General features: G+C 49.2%; 16 protein-coding genes and 1 pseudogene. 4 read left to right on the top strand and 13 right to left on the bottom strand.

The genetic code is table 11. The features are described from left to right. Positions 1–14: 14 nt before the first annotated feature. The 7 genes and pseudogenes from PHW53_03100 to PHW53_03070 form a co-directional block, all read right to left on the bottom strand. Positions 15–488 carry a hypothetical protein gene (locus PHW53_03100; protein ID MDD4995420.1) on the bottom strand — a complete coding sequence of 158 codons (474 nt, stop codon included), beginning with the start codon at positions 486–488 and terminating at the stop codon, positions 15–17. A 68-nt stretch (positions 489–556) separates the two neighbouring features. After that, positions 557–920: pseudogene (locus tag PHW53_03095) on the bottom strand (endonuclease domain-containing protein). Between the two features lie 80 nt (positions 921–1000). After that, positions 1001–1690 carry a hypothetical protein gene (locus tag PHW53_03090; protein MDD4995419.1) on the bottom strand — a complete coding sequence of 230 codons (690 nt, stop codon included), beginning with the start codon at positions 1688–1690 and terminating at the stop codon, positions 1001–1003. 12 nt (positions 1691–1702) lie between these two features. Next, entirely contained in the window at positions 1703–3472 is a 1770-nt protein-coding gene (gene lepA, locus PHW53_03085; protein MDD4995418.1) for a translation elongation factor 4, read from the bottom strand. Between the two features lie 87 nt (positions 3473–3559). After that, entirely contained in the window at positions 3560–5191 is a 1632-nt protein-coding gene (murJ, locus tag PHW53_03080; GenBank protein MDD4995417.1) for a murein biosynthesis integral membrane protein MurJ, read from the bottom strand. 3 nt (positions 5192–5194) lie between these two features. Further along, a complete protein-coding gene (locus tag PHW53_03075) occupies positions 5195–6370 on the bottom strand; it encodes a PKD domain-containing protein (GenBank protein MDD4995416.1) in 1176 nt (391 codons plus the stop codon). Between the two features lie 139 nt (positions 6371–6509). After that, complete coding sequence (locus tag PHW53_03070; GenBank protein ID MDD4995415.1) at positions 6510–7223, bottom strand: glycosyltransferase; 714 nt, start codon at positions 7221–7223, stop codon at positions 6510–6512. A 102-nt stretch (positions 7224–7325) separates the two neighbouring features. Between PHW53_03070 and era the strand changes: the two genes are divergently transcribed. The 4 genes from era to PHW53_03050 all read left to right on the top strand — a co-directional run bounded on the left by era (position 7326) and on the right by PHW53_03050 (position 10823). Continuing rightward, a complete protein-coding gene (gene era / locus PHW53_03065; GenBank protein MDD4995414.1) occupies positions 7326–8186 on the top strand; it encodes a GTPase Era in 861 nt (286 codons plus the stop codon). Between the two features lie 82 nt (positions 8187–8268). Continuing rightward, a complete protein-coding gene (locus tag PHW53_03060; GenBank protein ID MDD4995413.1) occupies positions 8269–8790 on the top strand; it encodes a hypothetical protein in 522 nt (173 codons plus the stop codon). A gap of 91 nt (positions 8791–8881) precedes the next feature. Further along, complete coding sequence (locus tag PHW53_03055; protein ID MDD4995412.1) at positions 8882–9466, top strand: RNA polymerase sigma factor; 585 nt, start codon at positions 8882–8884, stop codon at positions 9464–9466. Continuing rightward, the gene (locus PHW53_03050) at positions 9453–10823 is read left to right on the top strand and encodes a FecR family protein (protein MDD4995411.1); all 1371 of its coding nucleotides are present in this window, start codon (positions 9453–9455) and stop codon (positions 10821–10823) included. The genes PHW53_03055 and PHW53_03050 overlap by 14 nt, the downstream gene beginning before the upstream one ends. 89 nt (positions 10824–10912) lie before the next feature. Here PHW53_03050 and PHW53_03045 read toward each other — a convergent pair whose 3' ends face one another. The 6 genes from PHW53_03045 to PHW53_03020 form a co-directional block, all read right to left on the bottom strand. Further along, entirely contained in the window at positions 10913–11248 is a 336-nt protein-coding gene (locus tag PHW53_03045) for a hypothetical protein (GenBank protein MDD4995410.1), read from the bottom strand. 24 nt (positions 11249–11272) lie between these two features. Then, positions 11273–11752, bottom strand: coding sequence for a type II secretion system protein (locus tag PHW53_03040; GenBank protein MDD4995409.1), 480 nt, complete (start codon positions 11750–11752; stop codon positions 11273–11275). A 53-nt stretch (positions 11753–11805) separates the two neighbouring features. Then, a complete protein-coding gene (locus PHW53_03035; protein ID MDD4995408.1) occupies positions 11806–13170 on the bottom strand; it encodes a hypothetical protein in 1365 nt (454 codons plus the stop codon). A gap of 144 nt (positions 13171–13314) precedes the next feature. Then, entirely contained in the window at positions 13315–13587 is a 273-nt protein-coding gene (locus PHW53_03030; protein ID MDD4995407.1) for a DUF134 domain-containing protein, read from the bottom strand. 93 nt (positions 13588–13680) lie between these two features. Next, the gene (locus PHW53_03025; protein MDD4995406.1) at positions 13681–13851 is read right to left on the bottom strand and encodes a hypothetical protein; all 171 of its coding nucleotides are present in this window, start codon (positions 13849–13851) and stop codon (positions 13681–13683) included. A gap of 134 nt (positions 13852–13985) precedes the next feature. Further along, on the bottom strand, positions 13986–14669 hold the full coding sequence (locus PHW53_03020) for a hypothetical protein (GenBank protein ID MDD4995405.1): 684 nt from the start codon (positions 14667–14669) through the stop codon (positions 13986–13988). Positions 14670–14760 lie beyond the last annotated feature (91 nt).

Raw genomic sequence — 14760 nt, 5'->3', positions numbered from 1 at the left:
TGAGCCGCGTGAGGCTAGCTCCTCCCCTCCAGCACTTGGATGAATTTGGCATCATCCTCCAGGAGGCCGATGAGCAGGACGCGGAAGTCAGGCATGGCGGCATCGCTTGACCCACGGAAGTGGCACATGGGCACATGCCCGAGAAAGAGCTTGAAGAACGCATTGCGCCCGTCTTCCTCGACGTCGCTCCACGGCCGGCGCCAGCTGTCCTCCTTGCCGAAGATACTGAGCTCGCTTTCGCGCACCATGAACTCGTGATTAGTTTTGAGTCTGGCATAGGGCCAAACCTCGGCTATGATTCCATCACCGGGCCGGGTTTCTCCCTCGCTCATAACGCGCTCGTATTCGGCCTTGCCGCGCGCCTCCTCGTCGGCCGCGAGTACACGGATGCGCCTGCTCCAGTCAACTAGGTGCGGCTTGAACCGGTCAACCGCAGCCAAATACTTATCGCGCTGATCCTGCTCCATGGCCTCCTCCTTTTTTCTCACGGCTAGATAACCGTGAAGTATAAATCGTCTGCGATGTAAAGTTACATTATATTATTTTGCTAAATATATCAATATATTTGTTCCGCAATTCTCTCGAGCACTTCGTCAATGCTATTCAAGATATCAACATTATTAAATCGCAATATTTTTAATTTAAAAACTTTTTTAAGATAAGCGTCTCTTTTTGTCGTTCGCGACCTGCTTGTCATCATAACAATGATGCCCGCCATCAACTTCAATCACGAGCTTTTTGGCGGGGCAATAAAAATCAACAATATAATTGCCGAGCGGACGCTGCCGGTAAAATTGCAATCCGCAGAATTGCTTGGCTTTCAACCCTGACCAGAGAAGTATTTCCGCGGGAGTCATACTGTTCCGCAAAACGCGTGCCGTTGGTTTTAATTTTGAATTGTAGGTCGGATAATATTTCATGCGCTGTTCTAAAATCCACTTGTAAAATCCTCCCCTTTCCCCTCCTTTATTAAGGAGGGGAACAAGATACTGCGGCCGTGCTATTCCGGTCCCCTCCCTTTATAACCTGCCTGTCGGCAGGCAGGAGGGAGGGGCAGGGAAGGATTTCTGTGTAGTCGTGCTAATTTTTTAAAAAAACTGCCTATGGGCGGTTTAAAATATTTTTTAAATAGCGGGTCAAAAAATTTCTTATATTCTTCTCCTCTTTGTTGCATTTTATAATTTTTCAATCCAATGGGCTTTGATGTCAAAATCAAATCGACTATCCGTTCTTTTTCATTATGTTGAACTTGATATTTTTTTATGTGCGGTTCAATTACTAGGTGCGTAATTTCATGCAAAACTATATTAACCGAGTTTGAAAACTTCCATTTAATGTTGAATATTATTGTATTTGGCGATGAATAAGAACCGCCAACGCCATATTTAGTAAGTATCAATTTAAAATTTCTTTTGATTTTTTTACCGCATATTTTCTCTAGCTTATCGTAAAAAGTACTTTCAATTTTAGAAAATTTTTCGTTAATCTCCCTAGCGGCTCTTTTATAATCTGCCTCGTCGTATTCATTTTTAAAAGCGGCGTATATTTTTTTTAAATTATCATTTTGGGGATTAATATTTTTCGGGAAACAGGGCGAGTACCCTAATTTTTTATACCAAGACAATTTTTTAATCGTGTTTTTTATTCTTCGTTTTTCAAATTCTGCACTATAGCTTATATTTAATGGCATAATTAAAAAAATTTATCTTTTAAGTACTTTCAAAAATGTTTCAGTCGGGATTTCCACGTGGCCGCGGGACATCATTTTTTTCTTTCCCTTTTTCTGTTTTTCCAGAAGTTTGTTTTTGCGCGTGACGTCCCCGCCGTAGAGTTTGGCGATGACATCCTTGCGGAAGGCGGAAAGCCGCTCGGCGGCGATAATCTTGCCGCCGATCGCGGCCTGAATTTTGATGACAAACTGCTGGCGCGGCAGGCTTTCTTTGAGCAGGGTGACGATGCGCTTGCCTTCGCGGTAGGCTTCATCTTCGGGCACAAGCATGGACAGGGCTTCAACCGTTTCTTCGGCCACCAGGATCGTGAGCTTGATTATCTTGGCCTGGCGATAGCCGATGAATTCGTAATTTAACGAAGCGTATCCGGATGACGCGCTCTTAAGTTTATCGTAAAAATCAACAATCACGGCGGCGAGCGGAATGTCATAATGCATAATCGTGCGGCTCGGATCCAGATATTCGGTGTTTTTGTAAATGCCGCGGCGTTCGGAGACGAGCGACATGATATTGCCGACAAACTCTTTGGGGGTAACGATGTCCACGCTCACCCACGGCTCTTCGATATGCTCAACGCGCGACGGGTCGGGCATCTCCTGCGCGGACTTGATGGTAATCTCTTCTCCCTTGGTGTCAAATATTTTGTAAGCCACCGACGGAATGGTGACCACGAGATCCAGATTGTATTCGCGCCGGAGCCGCTCTTGCACGATTTCAAGATGAAGCATGCCGAGGAGCCCGCAACGGAAGCCGAAGCCGAGCGCCTGCGAGCGTTCGGGTTCAAAAGCGAGGGCCGCGTCATTTAATTTTAACTTGTCCATGGCCTCGCGCAGGCGGGCGTACTCGGCGCCGTCGCGCGGAAAAATGCCGGCATAAACCATGGGCCTGACCTCTTTGTATCCGGGCAGAAGCGCCGCCGGATTGCTTTCCAGGGTGATGGTATCGCCGACGCGGCAATCCTTGATCGTCCGAAGGCTCGTGACGATGTAACCGATGTCGCCGGCCGCGAGTTTGGCGGATTTCACAAGCTGGGGCCGGAAATATCCGACTTCAAGCGCTTCGGTCGGCGCGGCGGTGCCGACGAGCCGGATGCGGTCACCGGGATACAGCTCCCCGTTTTTCAAACGCACGTCGGCGACAACGCCTTTATATTCATCGTAGTCGGAATCGAAAATTAAAGCTTGGAGGGGAGCGGACGCCTCGCCGAACGGGGGCGGAACTTCGCGAATCACAGCCCGGAGTACTTGTTCAACATTTTTGCCGGTCTTGGCCGAAACTTCAAAAATCTCTTCGCGCTTACAGCCGATGAGTTTCACGAGCTCCTCGCGGCAGCGTTCGACATCGGCATTTTGCAGATCAATTTTATTCAATACCGGAATGATGGCGAGATTCTGCTCCAGGGCCATATACAGATTGCCGAGTGTCTGCGCCTGCACGCCCTGGGTCGCGTCAACCAAGAGAATCGCGCCCTCAACCGCGGCCAATGACCGCGAAACTTCGTAATTAAAATCAACATGCCCGGGAGTGTCAATCAGATTTAAAATATATCCCTCGTATTCCATGCGCACGGGCTGGAGTTTGATGGTGATCCCCTTTTCGCGCTCAAGATCCATGCTGTCCAGAATCTGCTCTTTCATTTTTCTTTTATCAACCGTGCCTGTTAATTCTAAAAAACGGTCAGCCAGCGTGGACTTACCGTGGTCGATATGGGCAATGATGCAAAAGTTGCGGAGATTGTTCATGTGATTAAACGTTGATTAGGGCACTCTCGCCTGCCGAAGGCAGGCCGTGGTCAATGTGCGCGATGATGCAAAAGTTGCGGAGGTTGTTCACAGTTTATCTGCTCCTTCCAGGCTCTCCTGGGGTTTGTAATATTTTTTAAATAATTTTCTCTGCAGAGAGGCTTTAAAATTCAGCATTTCCGGACTGCGGAGGATCAGGCAGACGAGGCAATAGACCAGAAGCCCGAGCCCGCCGGCGACCGCGCCCTGCGTCAGAATACCGATGAATGTCTGCATGTTCACAAACGGCTCAACTAGATATTTGGAAACCTGGATGACCAGGCCCATGGCAAGCGCCGCAACGGTTATCTTATACAAAGACTGGATAATTGTAAATTCGAAAAGGTATCCGACCCGGAAACGCAAAGCCACCCAGAGAAAAACGGCGTTAAAGATGCTCGCGGCGGTGAACGCGAGAGCAAGGCCGACCACGCCAAGCGGCTCAATGAGCCAGAGCGCGAGCGCGATATTGAGCGCGGCCGAAAGTATGGCGGCAATGAACGGCGTGGCCGTATTTTTTACCGCGAAAAACATGCGCACCAAAAGCGGGACGATTGCCTGCGCAAAAAGGCTTAAAGCAAAAAACGCGAGCGCGTCGGCGGTGAGAATGGTATCCTCCCAAGAAAACTCGCCATAACCCAGAATGACGCGCACGATCTGGGCGCGGAGCAGAAGGAAGACGATTGAAGCCGGGATCATGAAAAAAAGAATATCGCGCACGGTATTGGAAAATGCTTTTCTGAATTTTTCCCAGGATTCGGATGCCGCGAATTCGGAGATGGTCGGAAACGCGGCAATAGCAAACGAGAAACCGATAATGCCGACCGGAAAATACTGAAGATTGTTCGCGAGATTAAAAACCGCCACGCTGCCGGCCGCAAGGGTTGAAGCAATGGCCGTGATGACGATGATATTAATATTGTTGACCGCGAGGCTCAAAACGCGCGGCACCATCATTTTGCCGATTTTCCGGACATGCTTATCGCCAAGGGGCAGAGCCGGCGAGTAGCGCCAGCCGAGCGCGTACGCGCCGGGAATCTGCACCGCAAAATGCAAAAATGCGCCAATTGCCACGCCGTAAGCGAGCCCGGCCAAGCCGAAGCGGTCCACTAAAAATAACGCGCCGAAGATGATGCCCAGATTATAGAATATGGGCGCGACTGAATACAGGATGAAGCGCTTATGCGTCTGCAGGATGCCGCCGAACACGGCACCAAGGCCCAAAAATAACGGCGAGAGAAACATGATGCGCGAGAGTTGAATAGTGAATTCAAGCTTTTCGCCGGAAAATCCGGGCGTGACAAACGGAATGATATAAGGCGCGAGCAGAGCAAGAATGGCGCAAAGCGCGGCCGTGCCCAAAAAAACGATATTCAAGACACCGTTCGCCACGCGCCAAGCCGCTTTCTGCGATTTGTCGCCGCTAATGAGTTCGGCGAAGATGGGAATAAATCCGGCCGAAAGCGCGCCGGCGACAAGCAGGCTGTAGACAAGATCGGGCAGGCGGAACGCAGCGTAATAAATATCAAGTTCGTCGCCGGCGCCGAACTGGCCGGCGAGAATGCGGTCGCGCACCACGCCGAGGAGCCGGCTTGCGAAAGAAGCAGCCGCGACAATCACGGCCGCGGAAATTATGCTGGTTGATTTGCCATTAAAGAAATTTTTCAGTTTTTCACGCATGGTTTACTTATTAGTGCTTCCGTGTTTTTCCTGACTTTTCTGCGCCATCCGGCCGAGAATAATGAGAATTATTACGACCGCCGCCAGAAATCCGCCGACCAGCGCACGGAGTTTCCAGTTGTCAAAATTGAAAAAACTGATTGAGATATAGACTTCGTCGCGCGCGATATTGCCGCCGAGGTCGGTGACCTCAAGCGAGACGGTGTAATCCCCGCTCTTCGCGAACGTGTGAGATATCTTTTCCGAATCCGAGTTCTCGCCGTCGCCAAACTCCCAGTGATATGTGTAATTCTCGCGCATGGCGCCGAGGGCCTGAAACTCATACTGGTTCCAGGTAAGCCGACAGAAACTGAATGAAGCATACGGAGAAATTTGCAGATTACCGAGCGATGGAAGTTCTTTGACTGGCAGAGTTTCTTCGGGGGTTACAACCTCCTCATCCTCGGCGATGGTTTCCTGCCGAGTGCTTTGTTCCTCGGTTTTTGCCGGGGATTCGGGTTGTTCTTCGGGCCTAGACTCAGCGGTTTCGGCCGGCGGAACCTCGTGGCGGGCCGGGTCAAGTGGATAGCTATCTTCGGAATCGTCAAAGCCATCATTGTCGGTATCCGGATCGGTGGGGTTGGTGCCCTCGTCCTGCTCCCGATCGTCCGGCACGCCGTCATTATCATCATCCGGATCGCAGACATCGCCTAAGCCGTCACGATCAGTATCTTCCTGATCCGGATTGGCCACGCTATCGCAATTGTCGTCGCCGTTCGGAATACCGTCGCCGTCGTCATCAATCTCGGGATACAACATAGTGGTTATCTCCACGTCGTTTGCCGGATTCTCGTCCCCCGGATTCTGGCCCTTGATTTCGGCGCGGATATTAAACATGCCACGCGGCACGGTGAAATCAACATAAACTTCGTCATCCAAACCGCCGGCGCGCACGGTCACGACCTGCGAGTCTCCGATCTTTTCATTTCCCTTGAAAAACGCGACATAGCCGGCCACGTCGGTAGTACCGTAATTCTGAATTCTCGCATAGATGCGAATCTGATCGTCGGCAATGAGCCTGGTTTTGGAAAAAAATATGCCGGCCTGCTGAATACCAATGTCGTATGTATAAGCAAACGCCGGCTGGACGCCAAGGGCAAACAATATCGCAAAAGCGAAAATAAAAATTTTCCTCCGCATATTTTTAATTTAAACTATTAGATAATTCTAGGCGCATATCACTTTTTTAGCGGGATTCCTTATTTGGAATATCAGAGATCCCTCGCCCCCGCACCGCGGGGGACTCGGGATGAGCGTGTTTCATATTTGTGAAACACACTCACTTTAATGTTTTATCCTTCGGATAGCCGAAGCGATATTTGAATATGTCACTTTTCGGCCCGCCGAAAAGCATCATATAAAACTCGCAGATAACATATTTGAAGATGACATTGAGCCGGCCGTCGCGTTCAAACCGGCGCGTGGAAACCGGCAGATATTCGGAAAGAAAGCCGAATTGTCCGAGTTTGGCGGCGCGCTGGGAATAATCCTGGTCTTCGGCGAGCTTGATTTCTTCGTCAAAACCGCCCAGTTTTTCATGCAGATGGCGGCGCACCAGAATGCAAAACCCAGGGGCGTGCGGTCGGATTGAAGCCAGACACGCGGTGTAAAAATTATAAAACCAATGAAACAACTTATCGATTTTTTTGTCGCCTATCGGATCGACCCGGCAGGTGGCGATATCCAGGGCGCGCGAATCGAACTCCTGGATCGCGCTGGAGAGAAAATCGCGGCGCGGCAAAACCACGTCCGCATCCAAAAACAGAATCTTCTCGCCCGTGGTCGTCGCGGCGCCGCGATTGCGTCCCACCGGCGGCAATCCGCCTGGCACCACGCGCGCGCCGAATTCGGCGGCAATCGCGGGCGTACGATCGCTTGAGGCGGCATCAGCCACAATTATTTCGTAATCGCAATAATCCTGCTCCTTGATGGAAGCGAGCAGACGCGGCAGAAGCTGTTCTTCGTTATAGGTTGGGATTATGATGCTTAGCATATTTTATGAGATTGTATCACAAAACCGCTCAATTTTCAATGATTTTGTTCCCTACCAAACATTGACAAATCACTAAAAATATTGTAGATTTATATAAGAAATATGGATATTCCGGATAAAAAATCCGGCTTCGTGGTTCTCGTCGGCCGGTCAAATGTCGGCAAATCAACGCTTCTAAATGCGCTGGTCGGCACCAAGGTCGCCATCACCACGCCAAAGCCGCAAACCACCCGGCACGCGCTCCAGGGCATCGTGCACCACAAGCGCGGGCAGATTGTTTTTATTGACACGCCCGGCATTTTCCACAAGGGCAAGGATATTTTGACAAAAAAATTAAATGTACGCGCACGCGAATCAATGAGAAATATCGACGCCCTGATTTATGTCATTGACCCGACCAAACCAATCGGCCCGGAAGAACGTGAGCTCCTCGCCTTGGTTGACACGATAAATAAACCTAAATTTTTGGTTATAAATAAATCCGATATTCCCAATCCCCCGTTCATTGAGGAATATAAAGCGCTTGCAAAAAATTTCAACGATATGATTTCGGTTTCGGCGATTGATGCCAAGAATCTCGGCCTCCTGATGGAAAAGGTTCTGGATGTGCTGCCCGAGGGTGAACCATTCTATCCCGAGCACCAGCTCACGAACGTTGAAAATAAACTCTGGTTCGCCGAACTCATCCGTGAAAAAGTTTTTATGAGACTGCATCAGGAGCTTCCTTATTCAACGAATGTTGAGGTTGATGAAATCGAGGAACGAGAAACCGGCGTACTCTATATCAGGGCGCGCATACTAACACACACGCCGCGTTACAAGGGAATGATTGTTGGAAAGGGCGGCCACATGATAAAATCGATCGGCCAATCGGCGCGGCGCGATATCGAAGCAATTACGCAAAAAAAAGTTTATCTTGAACTCGAGGTTGAAGTATCTGAGCATTGGGCAGAGGCATTTTAGAATTTTGAATTTCGAATTCTTAATTTCAAAATCAAAAAACCTAAATTCGAAATTCAAAATTTTAAATTCAAAATTAAATATTATGCCAGAAAAACATGAGCCAATAAGTGAACCGTATCCGAGCGATTTTGTGCCGGCTGAAGAAGGCGGCGCCCACGTCGGTTCGAGTGACAGCGCCCAGCCCGCTGACGAATTTAAACAAGAGATGCTGAAAAAATTTCGTCTGACGCCGAGCGAACACGGCGCAGAAGCTCGTACTGCGTCGGTTGAAGCGGCGGAACGATGGCTTGGAAAAATGATTGATGATAAACAGACGCTGGTTATTGATGCCGAACGGCAAAGCGACGCCGAAGCGGCCCGAGATTTTAAAAAAGAATCCGAAGATCTGCAGCAGCTTCTCCGAGATATTCAAAATGACAATTGGAAAAGCATTAACATTAGCGATCCCGAGGCTTCTCCACTCCTTACCTGTATATCCGAAACTCAGGCATCTTTTGACTATCAGAACGCGCACGGCCCCAAGGAACGCGCCGATAAAACCGCCCGGAAGCTTCGGGCGCTCGAGGCAATCCGAAAAATGGTTGAACAAAACCAACGAAAATAATAATAATAAAATTTTCCCGGACCTGGGAAAATTTTTTATTTAATTTGACTAATTCTTGCTGAAATTATAATGTAAATTCTGCGTTGTATTTATGGCTATGGACCGCAACAAAGAGCGTTTGCTCGTCATTCAGGCAAAAAGGAACATGCAAGCTTTTGAAGAGCTGTACTATTACTATTTGCCAAAAATCTTCGGATACATCATGAACCGCGTCGGACATCGCCAGGAAGCCGAGGATCTGACCTCGCAGACATTCGCTAAGGCGCTCGCGAACCTGGGACGCTACGAGGAGCGCGGCATCAGCTTTGGAGCCTGGATATACCGCATTGCCACCAACGTTATTATTGACAACGCCCGGAAAAAGAAAGAATGGGCCATGGATCCGGAAGTTATCCGCGAACGCGTGGCTGACACTTGTCCGATTTCTCCCCAGGAAAGCGTCTGCCTCTTGGAAACCGGCGAGGAACTTCGGGAGTGTCTGGACCAGCTCAAGCCCGAATATCAGGAAGTGTTATCGCTTAAATTCTTTGAAGAATTGGATAATCACGAAATTGCCGTAATCCTGGGCTGCCGCGCGAGCGCGGTCGCCGTGCGAGTGCACCGCGCGCTCAAATCTCTGCGTCAAATCGCCGAGCGCGTAAATTTACTACAAACCGACGAATATGCTGAATTTTAACGCCAATAAATTAAATAAAGCCTTTCTTGACAGCCGACCCGAAAAATTGGGCCCGGAAGATAAGGAGCTTTTTGAGTTGGGCGGCAAACTCGCCCAGACCCGACTCGTTGACTCAAGGAATATTGAAATTGACGCTTTTTTTGCCGAAACTCTGAAAGAGAAACTGTATTATGGCTGGGCCGACGAAAAACAGGAGCGTGTCGCGCGCAAAAAATCAATCTATCGTTACGCCTCGGGTTTGACGTTCGCTTTCTCCGCGATCGTGCTCGCTATTTATCTCGGAATCAGATTCTTTGTGCCATTCGGAACGGACCCGGTAATAACAAATAATAATTTCATTATCCCGCCCCCGACGCCCGTCGGGGCGCCAATTATGGCAACTCTTGTTTACACGCAAGGAACGGTTGAAATTTGGGAAAATAATTATTGGGCATCTGCCGCCGTGGAGACGCTCGTCACGGCCCAGCGCCAAATACGTACCGGCGAGGCAAGCCGCGCGGTTCTTGCTTTCAGCGACGGCAGCGCGATACGGCTTGGCGCGAACGCGCATATTATCGTTGAAGAAGCCAATGAAAACTCCATCATCATTCAGCAGATAGTTGGTGAGAGCTACAGCCGCGTGAGTAAAAGCGGCTCACTTGTCTACACCGTGCGCTCGCTCAATGCCGAGACCACGGCGCTCGGCACGGCTTTTGGCGTGGAAATTGAAGGCGCGGGGTCGATTCATGAATCGACCCTACTTGCGGTCCGGGCGCTTGAAAGCAATGTGAATTTAAAAATGTACGGCGCGTCCGGAACCAGCGAGCGGATCCTGCTCCAAGGCGAAAAGGCGGTGATCGAAAATCGCGCCGACTCGAAACAGCAATCAACCTCAATTTCGTCAATTACGGACAGCGAACTGGCAATAGAATTTTACTCATGGAACCGCGAGCTTGATTCACTCTCCGGCCAGCCACTCGGCCGGCTGGAAAACATCTTTGCTCCGGCTGAAACCGCCCCGGCGGTCGTCGGTGCGGCATCCGAACCGGCAGCCGCGGCTCCAGTCGCGCCGGCAGCCAAACCGGTTGAAATAAAACAAGAGGCGAAAATTCTGCTCTACGCCTCTCCGAACGAACGCGGCGTTTATCTCAATTGGATAATTGAAAATATAGAATCGCCATACGGCTTTAATATCATCCAAGGCACAACGACGAATCCGACTTTTCCACCGGATAATTATTTCCACTTCCCCTATTCGTACGGCCGGCATTATTTTTACCCGCTTCAAGCCGCGGGTGAGTACCATTTCCGCATCTGCGCGCATAATGAAAACGGCTCGTGCGGCGCATACAGCAATGAGGTCATGGTGCAATTCTAAAAATAAAAAATCGTCCCGAATAATATTGGGACGATTTTTATAGCTAAACCGTTCGTAAGGGTCGCATATATGCGGCCCCAACACTCCGACTATACCATCAATATCCCGCCGATCATGCCCAGGGCGATGAAGCCAAACAGGAACACCGCTGTCCAGGCAAGAATGGTAAGCCCTCTCTTCACTTCACCGCGCAGGACGAGCACGGCCGGATACACGATCAGGATTGAGCCCGAAACTATGGCCGAAAAAACAAAGACCAGGAGAAACAGCCCCACGCCAATAAATTCCATATTGCCGAATGTCATCTCGTCGGCAAGCCAGAAGAAGAGCACCACGAGCGCGACATAGGCAATTTCGCCGACCGCTGAAGTGAGGCCAATCCAGGCCGAATTGCAGCAGCATTTTTTATTTTTTTTCTTTTTCATATTTTTTTTATTTAATTTTATTTTTTATCGAGTAACCGAGATTGCCGCGGTCTGTTCCGGATCGCAAGCACCGACCGTGATGCCGCCGTTGGCGGATTTATTGAGATAATAATCCGTAAAACCAGGGGTCCCGGTCCTTGGATCCTCTGGAATAGAATCGATATATTTATTGACTAAACTATCCGAGAGATCCAAACACGCGGAAACCGTTGTACCTCCATTGGTACAGCCACTGTCACAGCCGCTGGCGTTTGCGCCAAGAACCTGCGCGGTGGTAGAAGCGCTGTCAATACCGGCCGGCAAATCACCGTCATAATCAATCTGATATTTTAGCACGGCGTTCAGCATGGCGTTCACTTCGCTCCAGCGGGTGGCGTCGCGGCTCTCGCCAAAGCGGCGGGTCGGGTCAAGGGCGAAATACACAACCGCAGCCAAGATGCCGATAATGACGACGACGATCAGGAGCTCTACGAGCGTGAAACCGAATGTGTTGGTTTTTTGCATAATTATTTATTTTCGTATTTCTAACATTTTATCGACCTTTGCGTTTATCGATATCAGTATCGCAAAATTACGTGCGGTTCGCGCAAGACATGCTTGCGAAAGATCACTTCTTCAATACTGTAAGTGCCGAGCTTAGGGGCCTCCAAGAATCCCTGCATGGCGGCCTTGGCCAGCCAGCCGGAATCCAGCCATTCAAAGAGCCACTCATTGGAAAGGCTTGGTGGATACTGAGTCATGCCCGCGCCCATGGTTTTAAGCCAGATACGATTAAAAAATTCCTGCGAGCCAACCGGCGGAGTCATGATAATCGGAATACCGAGTCCGGCGTAAAAACTTAATTCACTCGGCTTGGTCCAGAGGATGTCGGTAGTATGAAGCAACTGATCAAATTTATCAAAATATTTTTCTTTGCTGGTTTCATAATGAATCTTCACTCCTTTTCCGATTTGGTTTTTTAGACCCGCTTTTTCCAACCGGCGGCGAAAATAGATGGCAACTTCGTTTCGCGAGCCGGCAACAAGATTGATTACCAGTTGTTTTTTAAAGATTTCTTTTTTCAGACTGCGGCAAATGGCAATGCCCAAATCCTTCTGTGCCCCTGCGCCGCCAACAGCGAAAGTGATGGTAAGCGGCCGGCGCGGCGGCTTGCACGGAAAATATCGCTTGCCAAGCTGGTACTCGATAGTATGGCGGTATTTTGAAATATAATTTCTCTTTGGATCCAAATTATAAAGCCTTTGAGCCAAGTCTTTTTTTATAATCGCGAGCGACGGCCCGCCAACTAGGGATTTTGAAAGCGGAAAACCGGTCATGTAAATCCGTTCGGACTTAACGCCGTACATTTTGAGCCGCTCGATGGCGCGCGGATTGGAAGCAAAATAATTAACCCGGCTTTTCTTTGGGACAAGCGCGGCCCAGGCGCGACTGATATCCGTGTCGGTAACAATCAGATAAATGTCTTTTTTGAAACCAAAAAACTCTGCCATGAACGCAACTACCGGAAAAGAGGTAACCAATGGCAGAGGCTTGGCATTAAGATAATTGATAAGGTGCTTGCCCCACCCAAGGCGGCGCATTGCCCAGTAATATTGTCTGACCTGGCCCGACGGCTCGGAAAGATCGCGGCGCGGATAAAACCACGGAATCTGCTGCTGCTTATCCATCAAGTTAAAAATCTTTTGACCGATCCAGGGCACTTTTTTTATACGGGAAATCGTCTCGTACATCTTGCGCGAATTTTTCCAGATAAACCGGTCGCGGCGCGGAATGCCCTCATAGTCATTGGCCACGATGATTTCGCGATCCAGCGCCATGCCGCGAAGCGGCCAGGTGGCGCGCTGATGGCCGTAACCCATGTCAACCGTAACCACCCACGCCTGAAGCGCGTTTTTTTGTTTTTGTTCATTCCCCCTGTTCATATTTGAGTATATTATACTCTATTTTGAGACTGTTTAGAATACCGAATGCGCAGCGTTGCTTAGCATGAGGAATCAGGAATCAGGAATTAGGAATCAGGGTCTTTCTATGCTGCGATTCCTGATTCATGATTCCTGATTCATGATTCAACGTATTTTAATGACGCGGCCATGGACAATGGCGTCCCCAATTTTGCGATAGGCGGATTTTAAGATTCGGTGAAAAGTGGCTTGCGATGTCCTCATGGCGCGGGCCGCCGGAATCTGGTCCAGACCTTCAACGTTTTTGAGACGAATGGCTTCGGCTTCCTCAAGCGTGAGTTCAATATAATCAAAAAAACCCTCGCCAGGAACGTCGGGCTTGAACGAGGTAGCTTTGGGCGTAAATTGAACCCTCCGTTTGAGGCGGGGTCTTGCCATATTTTTCTATTTTTTTTGTTTTTGTTTTTGGGAGACAAATAACCGTGTAGAGACGCGACATGTCGCGTCTCTACACGGTTATTTTGCCGTTACTCAGCGGAAGCTTGCCACGAATCGCCGTTCCAAATTTTCGGCGGTCGTATTCCGCCAGCGATAGATGAATTCCGTGCTCCAGCCCCATTGGCGAGGAACGCCCTCATAACGAGGCGTCTTCAGCGGCTTGGGGCCGAACATGACTTCCTTGATTTTTTCAAGATTTGGCATAATCCCCTCGGATCACGTTTCGTAGTTATATTATGAATATATATTCATAATGAATTTTTGTCAAAACTACTTATCCACATATATAAAACGACCCCGTCATAACCGGGGCCGTTTTTGTAAAATTGAATGTTTAACTATTCTCGGAGGTCTTTTCTTACTTTCTCAATAAATTCTCTTGCTGCGTCGCGTCCGCCAAGGCCAAAGGCAAGGCCGGCCGAAAGCGCGATTGTCACCACGATGGCGGTGAAAAGCGTCTGGATCAGGGCAACGGCCACGCCGAGCTGAATCAGGGCGGCGAGGGTCGCGAAAATGAAGATTGACCACTTGGCAACCGTGCCGGCCAAAGCGCCGAGTTTCGCTTTAGTGCCCTTGAGGATGCTGACGATCAAAGTATTAATGAATTCGCCAAGCACCAAACCGACCACTAGTATAAGCACTGCAATGATTACGTTCGGTACATAGAGCGCGATGTCGCGGAGGAACAGGGTGAACTGACCAAGGCTCAGAATCTCGGAAACCGCGATAAGAAGCACGATGTATAAAAACCACTTAACGAGCCAGCCAAGGATATATGAAAAATCAACGATCGTGCCGGCCTGTTCGATTTTATGCACGATATTAATTTTTTTAATAAACTGGTCAATCTTGATGGCGCGGATGATCTTGCGCACCAACTGACCGAGGGCTTTGGCAATTAGGATGCCAATAATCAGCACGATTAACGCGGCAACCAGGCTGGGCAGAAATTCAATGAGCTTATCAATGAGATCCGACCACGCCTCGGCAATCGCCCTGCCGATTGAGATTAGAAATTCCATACTTATTTGGCTTAATTATTAATTTTTTAAAATGATTTCCTCCCCTTGAACAGTATTATAGCACCGAGCGGTATTTTGATGAAATCGGGCG

The sequence above is a fragment of the Patescibacteria group bacterium genome, assembly GCA_028710985.1.
Classification (GTDB): domain Bacteria; phylum Patescibacteriota; class Patescibacteriia; order JAHJFT01; family JAHJFT01; genus JAQTTB01.
The sequence above is the reverse complement of the archived record's forward strand: the minus strand, read 5'-3'. Positions and strand labels throughout refer to the sequence as shown.

What these genes read in the sequence shown, in the direction of transcription:
- PHW53_03090 (MDD4995419.1), bottom strand. Translation starts at nt 1,690, where the DNA reads ATGCCATTAAATATAAGCTATAGTGCAGAATTTGAAAAACGAAGAATA.
- lepA (MDD4995418.1), bottom strand. Translation starts at nt 3,472, where the DNA reads ATGAACAATCTCCGCAACTTTTGCATCATTGCCCATATCGACCACGGT.
- murJ (MDD4995417.1), bottom strand. Translation starts at nt 5,191, where the DNA reads ATGCGTGAAAAACTGAAAAATTTCTTTAATGGCAAATCAACCAGCATA.
- PHW53_03075 (MDD4995416.1), bottom strand. Translation starts at nt 6,370, where the DNA reads ATGCGGAGGAAAATTTTTATTTTCGCTTTTGCGATATTGTTTGCCCTT.
- PHW53_03070 (MDD4995415.1), bottom strand. Translation starts at nt 7,223, where the DNA reads ATGCTAAGCATCATAATCCCAACCTATAACGAAGAACAGCTTCTGCCG.
- era (MDD4995414.1), top strand. Translation starts at nt 7,326, where the DNA reads ATGGATATTCCGGATAAAAAATCCGGCTTCGTGGTTCTCGTCGGCCGG.
- PHW53_03060 (MDD4995413.1), top strand. Translation starts at nt 8,269, where the DNA reads ATGCCAGAAAAACATGAGCCAATAAGTGAACCGTATCCGAGCGATTTT.
- PHW53_03055 (MDD4995412.1), top strand. Translation starts at nt 8,882, where the DNA reads ATGGCTATGGACCGCAACAAAGAGCGTTTGCTCGTCATTCAGGCAAAA.
- PHW53_03050 (MDD4995411.1), top strand. Translation starts at nt 9,453, where the DNA reads ATGCTGAATTTTAACGCCAATAAATTAAATAAAGCCTTTCTTGACAGC.
- PHW53_03045 (MDD4995410.1), bottom strand. Translation starts at nt 11,248, where the DNA reads ATGAAAAAGAAAAAAAATAAAAAATGCTGCTGCAATTCGGCCTGGATT.
- PHW53_03040 (MDD4995409.1), bottom strand. Translation starts at nt 11,752, where the DNA reads ATGCAAAAAACCAACACATTCGGTTTCACGCTCGTAGAGCTCCTGATC.
- PHW53_03035 (MDD4995408.1), bottom strand. Translation starts at nt 13,170, where the DNA reads ATGAACAGGGGGAATGAACAAAAACAAAAAAACGCGCTTCAGGCGTGG.
- PHW53_03030 (MDD4995407.1), bottom strand. Translation starts at nt 13,587, where the DNA reads ATGGCAAGACCCCGCCTCAAACGGAGGGTTCAATTTACGCCCAAAGCT.
- PHW53_03025 (MDD4995406.1), bottom strand. Translation starts at nt 13,851, where the DNA reads ATGCCAAATCTTGAAAAAATCAAGGAAGTCATGTTCGGCCCCAAGCCG.
- PHW53_03020 (MDD4995405.1), bottom strand. Translation starts at nt 14,669, where the DNA reads ATGGAATTTCTAATCTCAATCGGCAGGGCGATTGCCGAGGCGTGGTCG.